Source organism: Caballeronia grimmiae (genome assembly GCF_022879615.1).
GTDB lineage: Bacteria > Pseudomonadota > Gammaproteobacteria > Burkholderiales > Burkholderiaceae > Caballeronia > Caballeronia grimmiae.
The window spans coordinates 315537-333243 of record NZ_CP084273.1; the positions used below are offsets into that span (position 1 = coordinate 315537).

Annotated in this window: 12 protein-coding genes and 1 pseudogene; 6 read left to right on the top strand and 7 right to left on the bottom strand. The window is 61.6% G+C overall.

The annotated features are described in order from the left end of the window. Window positions 1-74: 74 nt before the first annotated feature. From rpoD to LDZ21_RS20740, 5 genes are all read right to left on the bottom strand, one after another. Window positions 75-2078: an RNA polymerase sigma factor RpoD gene (gene rpoD / locus LDZ21_RS20720; protein ID WP_244796562.1), complete on the bottom strand. Its 2004-nt coding sequence runs from the start codon at window positions 2076-2078 to the stop codon at window positions 75-77. Window positions 2079-2296: 218 nt separating this feature from the next. Next, entirely contained in the window at window positions 2297-3601 is a 1305-nt protein-coding gene (locus LDZ21_RS20725) for a replication protein O (protein WP_244796563.1), read from the bottom strand. Window positions 3602-3918: 317 nt separating this feature from the next. Further along, entirely contained in the window at window positions 3919-4887 is a 969-nt protein-coding gene (locus LDZ21_RS20730; protein ID WP_244796564.1) for a ParB/RepB/Spo0J family partition protein, read from the bottom strand. After that, window positions 4888-6066: a ParA family protein gene (locus tag LDZ21_RS20735; protein ID WP_309775141.1), complete on the bottom strand. Its 1179-nt coding sequence runs from the start codon at window positions 6064-6066 to the stop codon at window positions 4888-4890. A 162-nt stretch (window positions 6067-6228) separates the two neighbouring features. Continuing rightward, window positions 6229-8193, bottom strand: coding sequence for a site-specific integrase (locus LDZ21_RS20740; protein WP_244796566.1), 1965 nt, complete (start codon window positions 8191-8193; stop codon window positions 6229-6231). Window positions 8194-8370: 177 nt separating this feature from the next. Between LDZ21_RS20740 and LDZ21_RS20745 the strand changes: the two genes are divergently transcribed. The 6 genes from LDZ21_RS20745 (at window position 8371) to LDZ21_RS20770 (ending at window position 15767) form a co-directional block, all read left to right on the top strand. Beyond that, window positions 8371-9711, top strand: coding sequence for an Nramp family divalent metal transporter (locus LDZ21_RS20745; RefSeq protein ID WP_244796567.1), 1341 nt, complete (start codon window positions 8371-8373; stop codon window positions 9709-9711). A gap of 147 nt (window positions 9712-9858) precedes the next feature. Next, entirely contained in the window at window positions 9859-12165 is a 2307-nt protein-coding gene (locus LDZ21_RS20750; RefSeq protein WP_244796568.1) for a cytochrome P450/oxidoreductase, read from the top strand. An 810-nt stretch (window positions 12166-12975) separates the two neighbouring features. After that, the gene (locus LDZ21_RS20755; RefSeq protein ID WP_244796569.1) at window positions 12976-14157 is read left to right on the top strand and encodes an acetyl-CoA C-acetyltransferase; all 1182 of its coding nucleotides are present in this window, start codon (window positions 12976-12978) and stop codon (window positions 14155-14157) included. Between the two features lie 119 nt (window positions 14158-14276). Further along, entirely contained in the window at window positions 14277-15020 is a 744-nt protein-coding gene (phbB, locus tag LDZ21_RS20760) for an acetoacetyl-CoA reductase (protein WP_244796570.1), read from the top strand. Between the two features lie 101 nt (window positions 15021-15121). Beyond that, entirely contained in the window at window positions 15122-15340 is a 219-nt protein-coding gene (locus LDZ21_RS20765) for a hypothetical protein (RefSeq protein ID WP_244796571.1), read from the top strand. A gap of 115 nt (window positions 15341-15455) precedes the next feature. After that, window positions 15456-15767: a hypothetical protein gene (locus tag LDZ21_RS20770; protein WP_244796572.1), complete on the top strand. Its 312-nt coding sequence runs from the start codon at window positions 15456-15458 to the stop codon at window positions 15765-15767. 17 nt (window positions 15768-15784) lie between these two features. Here the strand turns inward: LDZ21_RS20770 and lpdA are convergent, their stop codons facing one another. Then, on the bottom strand, window positions 15785-17194 hold the full coding sequence (gene lpdA, locus LDZ21_RS20775; protein WP_244796689.1) for a dihydrolipoyl dehydrogenase: 1410 nt from the start codon (window positions 17192-17194) through the stop codon (window positions 15785-15787). Window positions 17195-17368: 174 nt separating this feature from the next. Then, window positions 17369-17587 (bottom strand): annotated as a pseudogene (locus LDZ21_RS31205) (biotin/lipoyl-containing protein); the annotation flags it as partial. Window positions 17588-17707: the final 120 nt, after the last annotated feature.

Below are 17707 nucleotides of genomic sequence, written 5' to 3' on the forward strand. Positions count from 1 at the left end.
CATCGCGGGGCGAAAAAAAAGCGTGCCGCCCTGAGGGACGGCACGCTTGTCGCTGCCCGATGAAGCGTCGGGGATCAGCGATCGAGGAACGGACGCAGCTTGTCGGCGCGACTCGGATGCATCAGCTTGCGCATCGCCTTGCTTTCGATCTGACGGATACGCTCGCGCGTCACGTCGAACTGCTTGCCGAGCTCTTCGAGCGTGTAGTCCGAAGCCGTATCGATACCGAAGCGCATGCGCAAAACCTTCGCTTCGCGCGGCGACAGCGCGTTGAGCGCATCGTCGATCGCGGCGCGCATGTTCGCGTGCACGGCGGCATCGGCAGGCGAAGCCGCGCCCTGATCTTCGATCATGTCGCCCAGCGTGGCGTCCGCGTCTTCACCGACCGGCGTTTCCAGCGACACCGGCTGCTTCGCGATCTTCAGAATGCCGCGAATCTTCTCTTCAGGCATTTCCATGCGCTCGGCCAGCACTGACGGATGCGCTTCCATGCCGGTCTGCTGCAGGATTTCGCGCGAAATGCGGTTCAGCTTGTTGATCGTTTCGATCATGTGAACTGGCACGCGAATCGTGCGAGCCTGATCGGCGAGCGAGCGCGTCACGGCCTGACGCACCCACCACGTCGCATACGTCGAGAACTTCCAGCCGCGACGATATTCGAACTTGTCGACCGCCTTCATCAAACCGATGTTGCCTTCCTGAATCAGGTCCAGGAACTGCATGCCGCGATTGACGTACTTCTTCGCGATCGAGATGACGAGACGCAGGTTCGCCTCGATCATTTCGCGCTTCGCCTGACGCATCTTCAGCTCGGCCGCCGTCATCTGACGGTTGATCTGCTTCAGTTGCTGCAACGGCAATGCAACGACGCCTTCAATGTCGATCAGCTTCTGCTGTTCGGCTTGAATCGCGGGCAAACTGCGCTCGAGCGACGCGCCATACTGACGCGAAGCCGCCGCCGTGCGCGCCGTCCATTCGAGATCGGTCTCGTGACCCGGGAACGATTCGACGAACTTGTCGCGTGGCATGCGGCAACGATCGACCGCAATCTGCAGAACGCGGCGTTCGATTTCGCGAACTCGCGCGACTTGTTGTTGCACGTCCGCGCACAAGCGGTCGATGGTTTTCGCAGTGAAGCGGATCGAACCCAGTTCGCGCTGAATCTCGCTGCGCGCGCGCTCGACCGCCTTGATCGCTGCAGCGCCCGTTCCCTTAGGATTGCTGGCTTGTTCGGCGAGATCACGTACACGTGCGAAAATTTCGAGGCAATCGGCCTTCAACTGCTTGAGGCGCGCTTCGTTCGACGCGCCGGCATCGCCGCCTTCGAGGTCGCTGTCCTCTTCGTCGTCGCTGTCCGATTCATCGGTGTCCGTATCGATATCGGTCGACTCCGTTGTTTCGGAAACCGAAATATCTTCTTCTACCGTGTCGTCTTCCTTCAAACCGTCGACGAGGTCGTCGATTTTCATCTCGCCTGATTCGACGAGTGCGGCGTCCGCAAGGATGGTGCCAACCGTCGATGGGCACGCGGCGATCGCCTGGATCATCTCGTGCAAACCGTCTTCGATGCGCTTCGCAATTGCGATTTCGCCGGCACGCGTGAGCAGCTCGGTCGCGCCCATTTCGCGCATGTACATGCGTACGGGGTCCGTCGTGCGGCCGAATTCCGAGTCGACGGTCGAAAGCGCATTTTCCGCTTCCTCTTCCGACTGCTCGTCTGCCACCACGGCGGGTGCGTTGTCGCTCAGCAGCAGCGTTTCTGCATCGGGCGCTTGTTCGTACACCGCGACGCCCATGTCGTTGAACGTGCTGACGATGGTTTCCATCGCCGCGGTTTGTGCGAAGTTGTCCGGCAGGTGATCGTTGATTTCGGCATGCGTGAGGTAACCACGCTCCTTGCCGAGTTGAATCAACGCGCGCATCTGACGCTGACGCTCTTCGTCTTGCTCCGCCGTCATGACGACATCGGGCTGCATCGTGCCGGCCTGGCCCTTGCTCTTACCCGCCTTGCGTCCCGCTGACCTGCGCGCCGGCGCGACGATATCCAGCTCCGAATCTTCCCGATCAAAACTTGCCATACTTTCTCCTCGACAGGTTTGCTCGGCGATGACAGTTCCCCGGGAGCGAGCGTGACAGCCCGCGTAATATCGACAACAGCTTCGACCACGGACGGCTTGCTGAGAATCGCATCGAGCAAAGCGCGCAAACCACGCTAGGGGCGTGGATCGCGAAATTACAAAGCGCCATCACAGACGCAACCTTAGAGTATATCAGGGTTTGCTGCGACGCAGCAGGTTTATTTACAAGCGAAATTGGTGCTGGGGATAACGGACGCTTTACTGTGCTGCGCAGGAATCATGTTGCCCCTTGCTTGCGTAGAAGCGCTCCCCTCTCCGCTTGTGTCGGATGTGGTGACAACTCCGGCTATTTTCAATCGAAGGAAGTGCTTGAGAGCGCCTAGATTGCGAGCGGCGTTGTCGGTGCTTCGTCCGTGTATCGGTTCATCGTTCGCGGTGCGCGATGCAGGAGCATGGCCTTGTAGCGATGCATCGCGATCAACTTCGACGATCCGTCTGCTTCGCAGGGCTGTCAGGAAATCGCGTGCCCACTCCCCTGCATGTACGCGAGGACGTGCTTCGTCGCGATGGTGCACGGTGACCGTCTTCGCATCTGCGGCCACGACATAGCGCCTTAGCTGGTCTTCGCTCGCGAAGGCTCGCCCTGCTAGGGCGCGGATTGCGGCTTGATCCTGTGCGTTATGAGCAGACACGGTATCGCGCTCTGCCGCTTCACGTCGCTTGCTGCGAACTTTATACGCGAAGTCGACCGGGGCGCGTAGGAGGGTCCGAAGATAGCTGATGGGATGGGTTGCACGTCGAAGATGTTCCCACGCCGCTTCTACGACGTCGGAAAGCCGCTTGCCCTGTGAGCGTGCTTCGGCCATGAGTTTAAAGATCAGGAATTCACGAAATCCCAGTCCGGTGAGGCGCTCAAGGTCGGCGGGGAGGCGTCCTGGTTGTCTCTTTTGAGTAGAAGGGCTTAGATCCTTATATATAGCGCCGTCTGCCACGCTGACAGACGGTGTACTCAGAAAAGCAGCGTGGGCTTCGCGAGGAGCGTCCTCCTGAATACAGGCTTCGGGCTCGACGGGGCGTGTCTGCTCATCTAGCAAGCCGAGGAGAACTGCTGCCTTATTCGTCAGATGCAGATATGCACGCCCGAAAAGGCCGGCGCCGCCATATCGACTTTGAGGCGGCCTCGTGATGAAGCCGGACGACTCGAGATCGTCCAGGCTGCGATAGAACGTGCGCATAGACTGAAGAGCGCGTCCGGTCAAGAGTTCGCGTCGGGCGAAAATGGCAGCGAACGGGCGGGCAGCGTCGACGGTCCGCGCCAATGCGGCGAGAACTGCGCGAGCGCGAGCGGGCAGGGCGGACAAATGGTTCGCTCGGTGAGCAGCTCTGAAGATGATCCACGGAAGATTTGAGCGGTCACAAGCGTACTCGTCGAGGGCTTGTTGATCCTCGCCCTCAGGCCGGTCTTCGGGGATTTGCGGGCGAAAAACAACCTCGCCTGCAACGGAAAGTTGCGCGATATGCATGTCAAGTGCATCCATTTCGAAAAATGGAGGACAAACGCTTGACTGCCGATCGCTATCCGCTAAACTTCGAGTTGTGTAGCTCGTGACCCGATTGGCGTCGGGAAGCGGACGGGCAAGCAGCAGTAAAGCCCGAATTCAAAAGCCTTCGGTTGGCGCCGAAGGCTTTTGTCTTTCTGAAGCAAGTTCGTTACATGGCAACCTCATCGTTGCTGATTTGCTTAGTCGTTGATTCGAAAGAGATTCCTAGCAGAGCCTCTGTGTTTGCCGAAATCTGGCGGCGCTAAGCCGTTGATTTCATTGGGAACTCTAGTAGGCCCTCAGTCCTGCGGTGATTCGTCGATCGATCTATTGATGAAATCCGCGATTCGCTGTGCCCACGCTTCCGCGTCGTTCGAGTCTTTGTCGTAGAAGCGAATGCCTACAACGCCGCTTCTCGTCGAAACCTCGCATACCTTCCTCCTGCCTGAGCGAATTACCGTTGTGCTAGGCACGGCAGCCTTCGGCTTCTCTGCAGCGAAAGCAACGGCTTTATCTTGCGTAAAGGTTTCGTCGTCGACCAATCGACGAACGGCCTCCACGACCTTCTCCGCCTTGCCAGCTTCGACGAGAGCCGCGAGCTTCTGCGCAGCGTTGCTTCCAAGTCGTTCCGGCTTTACCGCGAGCGCTTGCTTCGCAGCATCGGGCAGGGAATCGAAGGAGAAGATGCGCGTCACGTGACTCTTGCTGAGACCCGCGCTTTCCGAGATTTCCGTGCGTGAAAGTCCGCTCAACTCTTGAAGCCGTTTGAAGTTCCAGTACTTCTCAAAATCCGTGAGGGACGGCGAGAGCAGGTTAGAGAAAAACGCTGCAAACTCAATTTCCCCCTCGTCGATCGAGGCGACGTTCGCCCGAATCGTGCTACGTCCCAAGTCACGATAGGCCGCAACCCGGTTGTGCCCCGCCACGATCTCGTAACGGCCTTCGGATAGCGGTCGGATCAAGATCGGTGTAGCGAGAGCGTGCTGCGCGAGATTCGCTTTCAATTCCTGGAACTGCTCGGCGGTCAACTTACGCCGTCTGCCGTCGACCTCGACAAGCGCATCTAGATGCACGTCAAATGCGGCACCCGCCTCGAGTTGCGATTCGAGTTCCTTGATTCGCGCCTGCGCGGTGTTAATTCGGTGCTGCGCGTCCATCAACCTTCCAGGCGACGTGCGCGGTTCCGAATTAGTGGCGCGCTGCGTCGGCTCAGTCGGTTTGCTGCCGATGTTCGCGGTCTTCGCGAGAAGCCGATCTCCGATGCCCATTTACGCCTCCGCCTGATTCCACGCGCGGACAAACTGCGCGTCTAGATGTTCTGCGAGCCGGTCGAGCGGCTCCTTGAAACGGTTGTACGCCGCCGTGCTCCCGTCGGGCTTCGACAGGTCATATACCGTTGAAAGCTGTGCCGATGCGCCCTTTGGTACGGTCGATTCAGGGATCTCGAAGGGCAGCACCCGATCGCCGTAAGCTTTTTGTAGCCATCCTCGGACGACGCGAGACACGTCGTCTGACTTGGCCTTCGTAAGAATGACGTTGACGAAGTCGAAGCGCTTCTGCTCGAGCACGCCGGGTAACTTCTTGGCGATGTCGGCGAAGAGATGCCAAAACTGAGTCGAACTGGCGAAGTCCAGCGCCTCGGGCGGGCAGGGCAGAAGAATCGCGTCGGAGGCGAGCAGTGCGTTAATGGTCAGATAGCTGAGGGCGGGCGGCGTATCGATGACGACAGCGTCGTATTCCTCCGTCAACGGCATCAGGCCTCGCCGAACGATTTCCCAAAACTCGAAAGTGCTGTCGTTCAGCACCTTCGCAGGAATCTCGAACTCCGCATCGAAGAGGGACGACGATGCCGGTATGAGATCCAGGTTGTGCCAATACGTCTCTTGCACGGCATAGTGCAATGTCGATTGATCGCCATAGATCAATGGCAGCAACGTTTGATCATCGGAAATTTCAGCGTCGGGCGCCCATCCGCAAAGTTGCGTCGTTGTTCCCTGAGGATCGCAGTCGATCACGAGAACCCGCCGGCCCAGCAGCGTCAACGCCTGAGCAGCGGACACGGCCGTCGTGGTTTTGGCGACGCCGCCCTTGAAGTTCGCGACGGTCACAATACGCCCGCGCTTACCCTCCGGCCGACGAGCGCGCTCCTTGGTTGCCCGAATCCAAGTCAACGCTTCTTCGAGCGTAAATTCCTTGCTTCGGCCCGCGCCCTTCGACGTCCCCGCAGGCAGTTCGCCCTTGGTGGTCAGGTATTGAAACCGCTGCTTGTCGATTCCGCAAAGCGATGCGACCTGCGCGCTCGTGAACGTCGGAGCGCTTTTGCGTGGATAAGGCTCCAGCATCGCATCGCGGATCTGGTTGAGGATATCAGTGGCTTGGGCGGCCACCCCCAAGAGCGTTTCGATCGAAACGGACTGGTCGACTTCGGGAAGCCGAGCGCTTAGCATGGAATTCGCGGTCACTGGCGGGCCTGGGTAAGCAAATAATTCTTCGGTTTGTGGAAAACATACTGCAAACCGAAGAATAAACGGCCAACCGGTAAACCTCAAGTAAACTCTCAAGTCTTTGCAGGGCCATATTACAACGCTGCGGCCGCGTAAACCTCTGGCTTAAGCTGATTCCGAAGCGTTTCCTAACGCCAATGTGTGGCGAATGAACCGTTCGACGCCGAGTAAACGGCTGGCGTCCTCATGTTGGAGATATAGCGCCGTCGTCGATGCGTCAGCATGTCCGAGCCCTTTGCTTACATCGGCCAACTCGGCACCGTGGGCCAGTGCGTGTATCGAATGGGTGTGGCGCAGCCAATGCGTGCTCGCGCGTGCCAGCGGCCGGCCCGTGCCCGGGGCGGCCGATTCGAATTCGGCAGCCGCGTTCGAGAAGGCGTTCTTGATAATTCGACCGATCCCGTCCGGAGTGATGGCTTGCCCTCCGCGGCTCTGAGCCAGGATGGGCGTGCCTTCCGCACAATCGAGCGGGCTCGGAAGTCCGCGGAGTGAGAGGTTCTCCAGTAGGACATCGATGACTGCGGGCGGTATGAGCACCGTCCTCACCGAACGCTTTCCGGTCGTCTGACCGACGCGCAACCGCCATACCGGCGTGTCGATCCCGGGTAAGCGGCCCACCGATAGGGCGTCCGTCGTGGCATCCGCGAGTTCGGCTCGCCGCAAGCCGGTCGCGTAGGCGAGGAGGAGGGCGAGGCGGTCGCGGTGTTCGGCGAACGTGTACTGCGGCCGCGTCGCGGAGCGAAGCACGGCTTGCCATTCTTCCGGATTGAGCGCGCGCTCTCTCGCGTCGAAGGCCGGCGGCGTCACCACGCGATCGTGTCCTTGCATCGGATTCGTCGACAGATAACCGCTGTCGACGAGCCACTGGAACATCGCATTAAGAATGGCGCGCGACGTTTCACGACTCCGATCGGAAAGCGGACCGGCGAAGGGCTTCCATCCGGGAAGGCATCGCTCGATGCGCTGTCTGGAAATCCACCGCTCTGCCGGCTGCGGATCCGTCAAAAACTCCGATACAAACTGCGCACAGTCGTCCGGGTCGAGCGACGACAGCGGCTTTTCCTTTTCGATCAACGCCCAAAGCAGCAGCCGCTCGGCTTCCCGCCGATACGCCCGTCGTGTGTGCTCGCTGGCCGAGCGCGCGTCAAGCCACGCTTTGATGGCAGCCACGTCCGTGTCCAGATTTCCGATACCGGTGGGCGCCCGGTTAGTGCCCGTCGACCCGTCGACCGCCCGCGGCACGCGCAGTGCCTCCAAGGGCGCGATCACGATGGCATCCACATCCGAATCCGCCGGCCGGGTCGACAACTGTTCGCTCCGCCACTGCCGCCGAGGCACGAGGGCAAGCGGTGAAAGTGTGTGCCGTAACGGCTCCGCGTGCAGGACCAGCCAATCGACGATTCGCTGCGCGCCCTTGGGCCCGAGCCGCGGCACGGAGGCATACCAACGATGCCGTCGACGCTCGATCAGCGCGATGAGATCCGCGATAGTCGTCAACCCGGCAGCCGCCAATCGCGCGGTGACGACCGGCTCGAACCATCCGTCGATCGGATGCTCCTGGCTCGGGTCCTGGACGAGGCTCGCCTCCATGCGGGCAAGGGCGTTCGCTTGCCGCCGTCGCAAGCGCGCGTTACGCGCTGTGCGTCGATCGGACGCTGCGGAGACGCTATCACGATGCTCTTCCTTATAGAGCGCCAACAGCTCGGACTCGCTGTAGACGCCGTCAGGATCGATACGCTCGCGGAATGCTTCGAGCGTCGGCGTTTCAGGCGCAGGCGTGTCGGACGATGGTGGAATGCTGCCCGGGCGCAATCGCAGCAGATGCGCCGCTTCAACATCGTGTGCGCGGCGGGCCATCACCGAGAGCGTGTCGCGCAATGCGGCGATGAGTCGCCGGGTGCTGCGGACATCAGAGCCGGCCTCGCCGTACGACGCGTGAAGCTGCGCTTCTGTAACGCCGTCGAGATAACCGCGATAAAGTGCGAAGTGCTGGCGCGTAAGTCTTCGCGGTGCGGCCGTGTGCACCGAAGGTTGTCCGCCTATAGAGCTTTCGCCTTTGTTATCAGCCATTTGCCGCGAGGTTATCAAGTACAGTCCAGTTTGACAAGCTAAATCCCTACGTCTGATAAGACCGGTTATCAGATAGAGAGATCCGACTCTGGTCGAGAAGTGCCCGCTTGAATCTTCGCCGCGTGCGGAGCATATTCCGATCAACTCTCCCGAGCAATCTGATGGAGGCACGTGCCGATGCGCGACCCCCGCCGCCCCGCGTACAAAGAGCCGGGCAACGATGAATTTCGCCCGAGTCTACCGGAGGTGTACGCGTCGGTGAGGGTGCCCGTCGGTGGTGGATGGCTCCGGCGCTTTCTCGCCTTCGCCGGCCCCGGCTACATGATTTCGGTCGGCTACATGGACCCCGGGAACTGGGCGACCGACCTCGCCGGGGGATCGAGATTCGGCTATACGCTGCTCGCTGTCATCCTGCTGTCGAACCTGATGGCGATTCTCCTGCAGGCGCTCGCCGTCCGGCTCGGCGTCGCGACCGGGCGGGATCTTGCGCAGGCTTGCCGCGATCACTACTCGAAGCCGGTCAACTTCGCGCTGTGGGTTGCCTGCGAGACGGCAATCGTCGCGTGCGATCTGGCCGAAGTGATCGGAACGGCTATCGCCTTGCAACTTCTCTTCGGCATTCCGTTGATTGCGGGCGCGTTGCTCACCGCGCTGGACGCGTTCCTGCTGCTGCTGCTTGTCAACAGAGGCTTTCGCCTGCTCGAAGCCTTCGTCATCTCGCTTTTGGTCATCATCGCGGTGTGCTTCGCGTTGCAGATCGTCGCCGCGTCGCCGCCGATCGCGCAGGTGCTGCGCGGCTTCGTGCCGTCGCCGCAGATCGTCACCAACCGGGAGATGTTGTACGTCGCGATCGGCATCCTGGGCGCGACGGTCATGCCACATAACCTGTATCTGCACTCGTCGGTGGTTCAGACGCGCGCTTACGGGCAGTCGGTCGAGGCGCGGCGCGATGCGATCCGCTGGGCGACCATCGACAGCACTATCGCGCTGACGCTCGCGCTTTTCATCAACGCGGCGATCCTGATCGTGGCCGCGGCCGTCTTCCACGCGAGCGGCCACAAGGAAGTCGCCGAGATCGGCGATGCCTTCCGCTTGCTGTCGCCCTTGCTCGGACTCGGGATCGCGTCGACGCTATTTGCCGTCGCGTTGCTTGCGTCGGGATTGAATTCGACGGTCACCGCGACGCTCGCCGGCCAGATCGTGATGGAAGGCTTCCTCCGGCTCCGCCTGCCGAGTTGGGCGCGGCGGCTCATCACGCGGGCGATCGCCATCGTGCCGGTGGTGATCGTCACGGCGATCTACGGTGAAAAAGGCACCGGCCAGCTATTGGTCCTGAGCCAGGTCATCCTGTCGATGCAACTGCCATTTGCCGTCGTCCCGCTGGTGCGCTTCGTGTCCGACCGCCGCAAGATGGGCGTCTTTACGATCAACCGGTGGATTGCCGCGCTCGCCTGGCTCGTGACGGGCGTGATCATCGTATTGAACGTAAAGCTGCTTGCCGATACGCTGCTCTTCTAGTTCGCGAAAACCCAGACGCGCGCGATGGCCGGCGACTTCATCGAAAGATCGGGCGCAAGCTTACCGACGAAACTTTGCCGAACCGGGCGTTGACCGAAGCCACGCCAGTCCGACGCACCCGTCTATATATATAAGAGGAGACATTGAATGACCGACGCGGCCCAGTGCCCTATCCACATGAACGCGCCAACCGGTTGCCCGGTGAGCACGCGCGCCGCTGACTTCGACCCGTTCAGCGACGGCTATCAGCAAGACCCGCCCGAATACGTGCGCTGGGCGCGCGAGCAGGAGCCCGTCTTCTACAGTCCGAAGCTCGGTTACTGGGTCGTCACGCGTTACGACGACATCAAAGCCATCTTCCGCGACAACCTCACGTTCAGTCCGTCGATTGCGCTCGAAAAGATCACGCCCACTGGCCTCGAAGCGAATGCGGTCCTCGCGTCATATGGCTTCGCGCTGAACCGCACGCTCGTCAACGAGGACGAGCCCGCGCACATGCCGCGCCGCCGCGCGTTGATGGACCCGTTCACGCCCGAGGCGCTCGCGCACCACGAGCCGATGGTGCGCGCGCTCACCCGCGAATATGTCGATCGCTTCATCGACGATGGCCGCGCGGATCTCGTCGACCAAATGCTGTGGGAGGTGCCGCTCACCGTCGCGCTGCATTTTCTCGGCGTGCCGGAAGAGGACATGGACACGCTGCGCGAATATTCGATCGCGCATACGGTGAACACGTGGGGCCGCCCGAGGCCCGAAGAACAGGTTCAGGTCGCGCACGCGGTCGGCAAGTTCTGGCAGTACGCGGGCAAAGTGCTCGACAAGATGCGCGAAGACCCGTCGGGCGACGGCTGGATGCAGTACGGCATCCGCAAGCAGAAGGAACTGCCCGAGGTCGTCACCGACTCGTATCTCCATTCGATGATGATGGCCGGCATCGTCGCCGCGCACGAAACGACGGCGAACGCGTCGGCGAATGCGATCAAGCTGCTCTTGCAGCATCCCGACGCATGGCGCGACATCTGCGAAGCCCCCGCGCTCATTCCGAACGCAGTCGAAGAGTGCCTGCGGCACAACGGATCGGTGGCCGCCTGGCGGCGGCTCGCGACGAAGGATGTGACGATCGGCGGCATCGACATTCCAGCGGGTGCGAAGCTGCTGATCGTGACTTCATCGGCGAATCACGATCAGCATCGATTCGCGGACGCGGACCTCTTCGACATTCGCCGCGAGAACGCCAGCGATCAACTGACCTTCGGCTACGGCGCGCATCAGTGCATGGGCAAAAACCTCGCGCGCATGGAAATGCAGGTCTTCCTCGACGAGCTCACGCGCCGCCTGCCGCACATGCGGCTCGCCGAGCAGCGCTTCACTTACGTGCCGAACACGTCGTTTCGCGGGCCGGAGCATCTGTTCGTCGAATGGGACCCGTCGATGAATCCCGAGCGCACCGATCCATCCGTGCGCGAGGCGCGCGCGGCGGTGCGTATCGGGGAGCCGTCGTCGCATGCGGTGAGCCGCGCGGTGGTCGTCGAATCGGTGACGGCGTGCGCCGATCGCATCGTGCGCGTGCGGCTCGTTTCCGCCGATGGCCGCCCGTTGCCGCGCTGGACGCCCGGCTCGCATATCGACGTGCTGTGCGGCGACAGCGGACTCTCGCGCCAATATTCGCTCTGCGGCGATCCCGCCGACGCCCGCGCGTTCGAGATCGCCGTGCTGCGCGAAACGGCGAGCCGCGGCGGTTCCGCATGGGTCCACGACAACGTGAGGCCCGGCGCGTCGTGGCGCATTCGCGGCCCGCGCAACCACTTCCGGCTCGATGAAACCGCGCGCAAGCTCGTGCTGATCGCGGGCGGCATCGGCATAACGCCGATCAGCGCGATGGCGCGCCGCGCTCGCGAGCTGTGCATCGACTATGAAGTGCATTACAGCGGACGCTCACGCGCATCGATGGCGCTGCTCGACGACATGCGCGCGCTGCATGGCGACCGTCTGCGCGTGTTCGCATCGGAAGAGGACGCGCGCAACGATATCGCGGCCTTGCGCGTCGAGGAGGGCACCCAGGTCTATGCATGCGGGCCGGCGCGGATGCTCGACGCGCTCATCGCCGCGAGCGCCGCCTGGCCCGACGATGCACTGAAAATCGAACACTTCGAAGCGAAGCTCGGCACGCTGGATCCCGCGCAGGAACACGCGTTCGAAGTCGAACTGAAAGATTCCGGATTCACGCTGACTGTACCGGCCGGAGAGACCCTGCTCGCGACGCTGCGTCGCGCCAACGTCGATGTTCAAAGCGACTGCGAAGAAGGGCTGTGCGGATCGTGCGAGGTTCGCGTGATCGACGGAGAGATCGATCACCGCGATCTCGTCCTGACAAAAAGCGAGCGGCAAACGAATCAGCGAATGATGGCCTGTTGTTCTCGCGCTAAAGGTTCCAAACTGGTATTAGCGCTTTAACTGTGATCACACGCTTTTAAGCGTCGCAGGGATGAAACAATAAATGGAACCGATTCATCTCTGCGTCACAACGGCGCATTAAGCCATGCTCCGGGTGATTTTCGCTGTCGCCGATACATTAAGTGTCCATTGCAATCTGCGAAGTAACGACAAGACCAAGGGCGCGTTTATTCGTCGCCCGAATTCGCACAAGGCACGTATTCTTCATATCACCTGTGCAATTTTTCGCCGCATTCGGGCCTTCGACCGTACGTACGTTCGATCGACTCTCATGTTCTTCGCATCATTGCGCCGGGAAAATGTACCGTCACTAGGGTTATTACTTAGAAATATGCAAATTTTTGTCGATGGTTTACGTTTAAAATAACTTTCAGTTGGTGCGACGCACAAGCCGTCGCACCCAATATCTTCTTATAGCCCTGCTGAAACGACGTGTGATTTCCGCTGCTGCGAATATGCATAGCTGCGATTCACAATTGGCATGGCTGCGGGAAGGGCTGGTGATTAACCTGAGAGATACATATTAAAAGGCCCATATAAATGGACCAAGTAGTTAGCTTTAACCTGTGGGTATCGGCATTGAAGAATCGCTGCATACCGACGTCGGCTGGCTGTTTCCGCCGATTTCACAAACGCGCCTAGAAACAAGGCGCGGCGCCGCCCGGGCAGACAACTCCAGTCTGCTCCAGCCGTGCGCCCTCTCACGCCCCGCCTAATGCGGGACTCTATTCTTGGGGCGCAGCGCTCCGGCTGGCGGTTCTGGCCGGACCAGGCTTCGGAATTATCTTGGTTGTTCGACGAGGATCAAACATGTCTGACGTAGTGATCGTATCGGCCGCGCGTACGGCGGTTGGCAAGTTCGGCGGTTCGCTCGCGAAGATTGCGGCGCCGGATCTGGGTGCAACGGTGATTCGCGCGGTGCTGGAGCGCGCGGGCGTGAAGCCGGAGCAGGTGAGCGAAGTCATCATGGGTCAGGTGTTGACGGCGGGCTCGGGTCAGAATCCGGCGCGTCAGTCGGTGATCAAGGCCGGCCTGCCCGAAATGGTTCCCGGCATGACGATCAACAAGGTCTGCGGCTCGGGCCTGAAAGCGGTGATGCTGGCGGCCAACGCGATCATCGCGGGCGATGCCGAGATCGTCGTCGCAGGCGGTCAGGAGAACATGAGCGCCGCGCCGCACGTGCTGCCGGGTTCGCGCGACGGCTTCCGCATGGGCGATGCGAAGCTCATCGACTCGATGGTCGTCGATGGTCTCTGGGACGTGTACAACAACTATCACATGGGCACGACGGCGGAGAACGTCGCGCGCGAGTACGGCATTTCCCGCGAGGACCAGGACAAGTTCGCGGCGCTGTCGCAAAACAAGGCGGAAGCCGCGCAGAAGGCCGGCCGTTTTAACGACGAAATCGTGCCGATCGCGATTCCGCAGCGCAAGGGCGAGCCGCTGCAGTTCACCACCGACGAGTTCGTGCGTCACGGCGTGACGGCCGAGGCGCTCGCGGGGCTGAAGCCGGCGTTCTCGAAGGAAGGCACGGTGACGGCGGCGAACGCGTCGGGCATTAACGATGGCGCGGCGGCGGTCGTCGTCATGTCGGCGAAGAAGGCCGAGGCGCTGGGCTTGACGCCGCTGGCGCGCATCAAGGCGTACGCGAACGCGGGCGTCGATCCGAAGGTGATGGGCATGGGTCCGGTGCCGGCCTCGAGGCGCTGTCTGGAGCGCGCGGGCTGGGGCGTGAACGATCTGGACCTGATGGAGATCAACGAGGCGTTCGCGGCGCAGGCGCTGGCCGTGCATAAGCAGATGGGCTGGGACCAGTCGAAGATCAACGTGAACGGCGGGGCGATTGCGATCGGTCATCCGATCGGCGCATCGGGCTGCCGCATTCTCGTCACGCTGCTGCATGAGATGCAGAAGCGCGATGCGAAGAAGGGCCTGGCGTCGCTGTGCATCGGCGGCGGCATGGGCGTCGCGCTGGCGGTCGAGCGTCCCTGATTCGGGGCGCAAGACAAGGGCGGACCGAGTCCGCCCTTCACCCGGCGTCGCGGCATAAAAAACAATCGATGCGCCGCCGGGATTAATTCGAGTGTCAAGTACCTGAGAGGACTATTAGCATGACTAAGCGTATCGCAGTGGTAACCGGTGGCATGGGCGGTCTGGGCGAAGCAATCAGCATCAAGCTGAACGACGCGGGTTTCGCGGTCGTCGTCACGCACTCGCCGGGCAACACGATCGTGTCGGAATGGCTCGCGGAGAGGGACCGTCAGGGCCGCAACTTCCGCGCGTATCCCGTCGATGTCGCCGACTACGACGCGAGCCAGCACTGCATCGCGAAGATTCAGCGCGAGGTCGGGCCGATCGACATCCTCGTCAACAACGCGGGTATCACGCAAGACACCACCTTCAAGAAGATGACGAAGGTGAACTGGGACGCCGTGTTGCGCACGAATCTCGACTCCGTGTTCAACATGACGAAGCCGGTGTGCGAAGAAATGGTCGCGCGCGGCTGGGGGCGCATCATCAATATTTCGTCGGTGAACGGATCGAAAGGGCAGATCGGCCAGACGAACTACGCGGCGGCGAAGGCCGGGATGCACGGCTTTACGAAGTCGCTCGCGCTCGAAGTGGCGCGAAAGGGCGTGACGGTCAATACCATCTCGCCGGGCTACCTCGCGACCAAGATGGTGACCGCGATTCCGCAGGACATCCTCGATTCGAAGATTCTTCCGCAGATTCCGGCGGGCCGTCTCGGCAAGCCTGAAGAAGTGGCCGCGCTCGTTGCGTTCCTGTGTTCGGATGACGCCGGCTTCGTGACCGGCTCGAACATCGCGATCAACGGCGGGCAGCACATGCACTGATGCACCGATGCGCGCGAAGCGCTGACTTCGCGCGCCGTCGTCACTTCTTCAAACGAACATCGCCGGCTCTGCGCGCCACGGCGCGTTCCGGCATCGCTTCCATGGACGATTCCTGCACGGGCGCACGTCCCTATAACGTGAACCAACTCGACTCGGCCATCGCGCATCTCGAACAGGTGCTGAACTTCGATGGCGCGAACTCACTTTTCTCCAAGACCTACTGGCGCGCTCGCGTCGAACAGGCGTTAGCCACGCCGGGACTCATGCCGTCGCAGCATGCGCGGTTGCAGCGATTGCTGCATCGAATTGAAACGTCCTGAGCAAACAAAAACGGCCGGGTGCACGGATGCACGCCGGCCGCATTCGAGCGATTCGTGAAGAAATTCGCGGACGGCGGTACCATGCCGCCTTTTCGAATTGTCGCTTCACGAACGTATGACTCACTTCATTCCACGCCGCACGATGGCGGCGTCGCTGCTCTTTCTCGTGCTGGCCGCATGCGGCACCGCGAGCGAAATCACCGCTGGCCCCCAAGCCGATATATACAGCGTCACCGGCAAGGCGACCGGCACGCGCATGTCCTGGGTGACCGCGCGCAACCGGGCGATGGACGCCGCCAGCGACTACTGCAAGCAACGCCAGCAAACCATGCGCTTGCGTTCGGAGTCGACGAGCGGCGTGCGGTCACTGGAAGAGCAGACGTCGACGGTCAACTTCACGTGCGTATCGTCGCAGGCGAGCGGTTGAGTCGACGATAGCGTGCGTCAGATATTCAACGCCCGCTTTCCGACCGCGAGCGCCGCTTCGCGCATCACTTCCGACAGCGACGGATGCGGATGCGAAATGATGCCGATATCCTCCGACGCCGCCTTGAACTCCATCGCGACGACCGCCTCCGCGATCAGATCCGACGCGTTTGCCGAAATGATGTGAACGCCGAGAATTTCGTCGGTCTTGGCATCGGCGATGACCTTGATGAAGCCGTCCGTCTCGCCGATGCCGAGCGCGCGGCCATTTGCCATCATCGGGAACTGTCCGCTCCTGAACTCGCGGCCTTCGGCCTTCAGCGCCTGCTCCGTCTGCCCGACCCACGCGATCTCCGGATGCGTGTAGATGACCCACGGTATGCAGTTGTAGTCGATATGCGGCTTCTGGCCGTCGATGATCTCCGCCACCAGCACGCCTTCGTCCTCGGCCTTGTGCGCGAGCATCGGTCCGCGCACGACATCGCCGATCGCATAGACGTTCGGGACTTTGGTCGCGCAATGGCCATCGACGGGAATGAAGCCGCGCTCGTCGGCAGACAGGCCGATCGAATCGAGCCCGAGATTGTCGGTGTTCGGCACGCGGCCAATGGATACGATCAGCCGGTCCGCTTCGAGCGTTTGCGGGGCGCCGTCCTTGTCCGTATAGGAAATGGTCACGCCGGCATCGGATGACTCGACCTTCGTTATCTTCACGCCCAGATGAATCGCCAGGCCCTGCTTCTTGAAGAGCTTGGCGGCCTCATTCTGTAGCGACGCGTCCGTGGTGCCGAGGAAGTCGGGCAGGGCTTCGAGGATCGTCACGTCCGCGCCGAGCCTGCGCCACACGGAGCCCAGTTCGAGACCAATCACGCCCGCGCCGATGACCGCGAGCTTCTTGGGCACGGCGTCGAAAGCGAGCGCGCCTTCGTTATCGGAGACGATGCGGTTGTCCACCGGCACGTTCGGCAGATGCCGCGCTTTCGAACCCGTCGCGATAATGACGTGCTTCGCGGTATGGCTTCCGGTCGCATCGCCGCCGCTGACTTCGATGCGGAAATTGCCGCCATCGTTGCCCGCGAGCTTGCCGTGTCCTTTGATCCACGTGATCTTGTTCTTCCGGAAAAGGAACTCGACGCCGCCCGTGATCTTGTCGACGATCGCTTCCTTGCGGCCGATCAGCTTGGCCAGATCGAGCGTCACGTTCTCGACGTTGACGCCGTGATCGCCCAGATGTAAGCGCGCGTTTTCGAATTGCTCGGATGACGCGAGCAGCGCCTTCGACGGAATGCAGCCGACGTTGAGACAGGTGCCGCCGAGCTTCGGCTTGCCGGCCGGGTTGATCCATTCTTCCACGCACGCTACCGACATGCCGAGTTGCGCGGCGCGGATGGCGGCGATGTATCCGCCGGGTCCGGCGCCGATCACGATGACATCGAAGTCGGCTTTCTCGCCCGATGCCTGGGGCGCGGGCGCTGCTTGCGCGGCAGGCTTTGCGGGCGCAGCGGCAGCGGGTGCAGGCGCAGAAGCAGGCGCGGGTGTAGACGCAGAAGCAGAAGCAGAAGCAGGCGCAGCGGCCTTCGCCTCGGTGTCGATGGCCGCGAGCAGTTCGTCGGCGTGCACGATATCGCCTTCCTGCTTCAGCACTTCCGCGAGCACGCCCGACGATGGCGCGGGCACTTCGAGCACGACCTTGTCGGTTTCGAGCTCGACGAGGATCTCGTCTTGCGTCACGGGGTCGCCCGCCTTCTTTTTCCACGGCAGCATCGTCGCTTCCGTGACGGATTCGGAAAGCTGCGGAACCTTGACTTCGACCCTGGCCATTCAGTTTCTCCTGTGAGCGCTATCGCGCAATCGACTAAGGGGACGGCGAGAAGCCACAGGATACGCCGTGTGCGCGGCCGGCGTGCGAACGCCGCGCCGGCCGCGCATGCAGCGGTCAAT

Coding starts and splice junctions, on each gene's coding strand:
- rpoD (WP_244796562.1), bottom strand. CDS start 2,078: ATGGCAAGTTTTGATCGGGAAGATTCGGAGCTGGATATCGTCGCGCCG.
- LDZ21_RS20725 (WP_244796563.1), bottom strand. CDS start 3,601: ATGCATATCGCGCAACTTTCCGTTGCAGGCGAGGTTGTTTTTCGCCCG.
- LDZ21_RS20730 (WP_244796564.1), bottom strand. CDS start 4,887: ATGGGCATCGGAGATCGGCTTCTCGCGAAGACCGCGAACATCGGCAGC.
- LDZ21_RS20735 (WP_309775141.1), bottom strand. CDS start 6,066: ATGCTAAGCGCTCGGCTTCCCGAAGTCGACCAGTCCGTTTCGATCGAA.
- LDZ21_RS20740 (WP_244796566.1), bottom strand. CDS start 8,193: ATGGCTGATAACAAAGGCGAAAGCTCTATAGGCGGACAACCTTCGGTG.
- LDZ21_RS20745 (WP_244796567.1), top strand. CDS start 8,371: ATGCGCGACCCCCGCCGCCCCGCGTACAAAGAGCCGGGCAACGATGAA.
- LDZ21_RS20750 (WP_244796568.1), top strand. CDS start 9,859: ATGACCGACGCGGCCCAGTGCCCTATCCACATGAACGCGCCAACCGGT.
- LDZ21_RS20755 (WP_244796569.1), top strand. CDS start 12,976: ATGTCTGACGTAGTGATCGTATCGGCCGCGCGTACGGCGGTTGGCAAG.
- phbB (WP_244796570.1), top strand. CDS start 14,277: ATGACTAAGCGTATCGCAGTGGTAACCGGTGGCATGGGCGGTCTGGGC.
- LDZ21_RS20765 (WP_244796571.1), top strand. CDS start 15,122: ATGGACGATTCCTGCACGGGCGCACGTCCCTATAACGTGAACCAACTC.
- LDZ21_RS20770 (WP_244796572.1), top strand. CDS start 15,456: ATGACTCACTTCATTCCACGCCGCACGATGGCGGCGTCGCTGCTCTTT.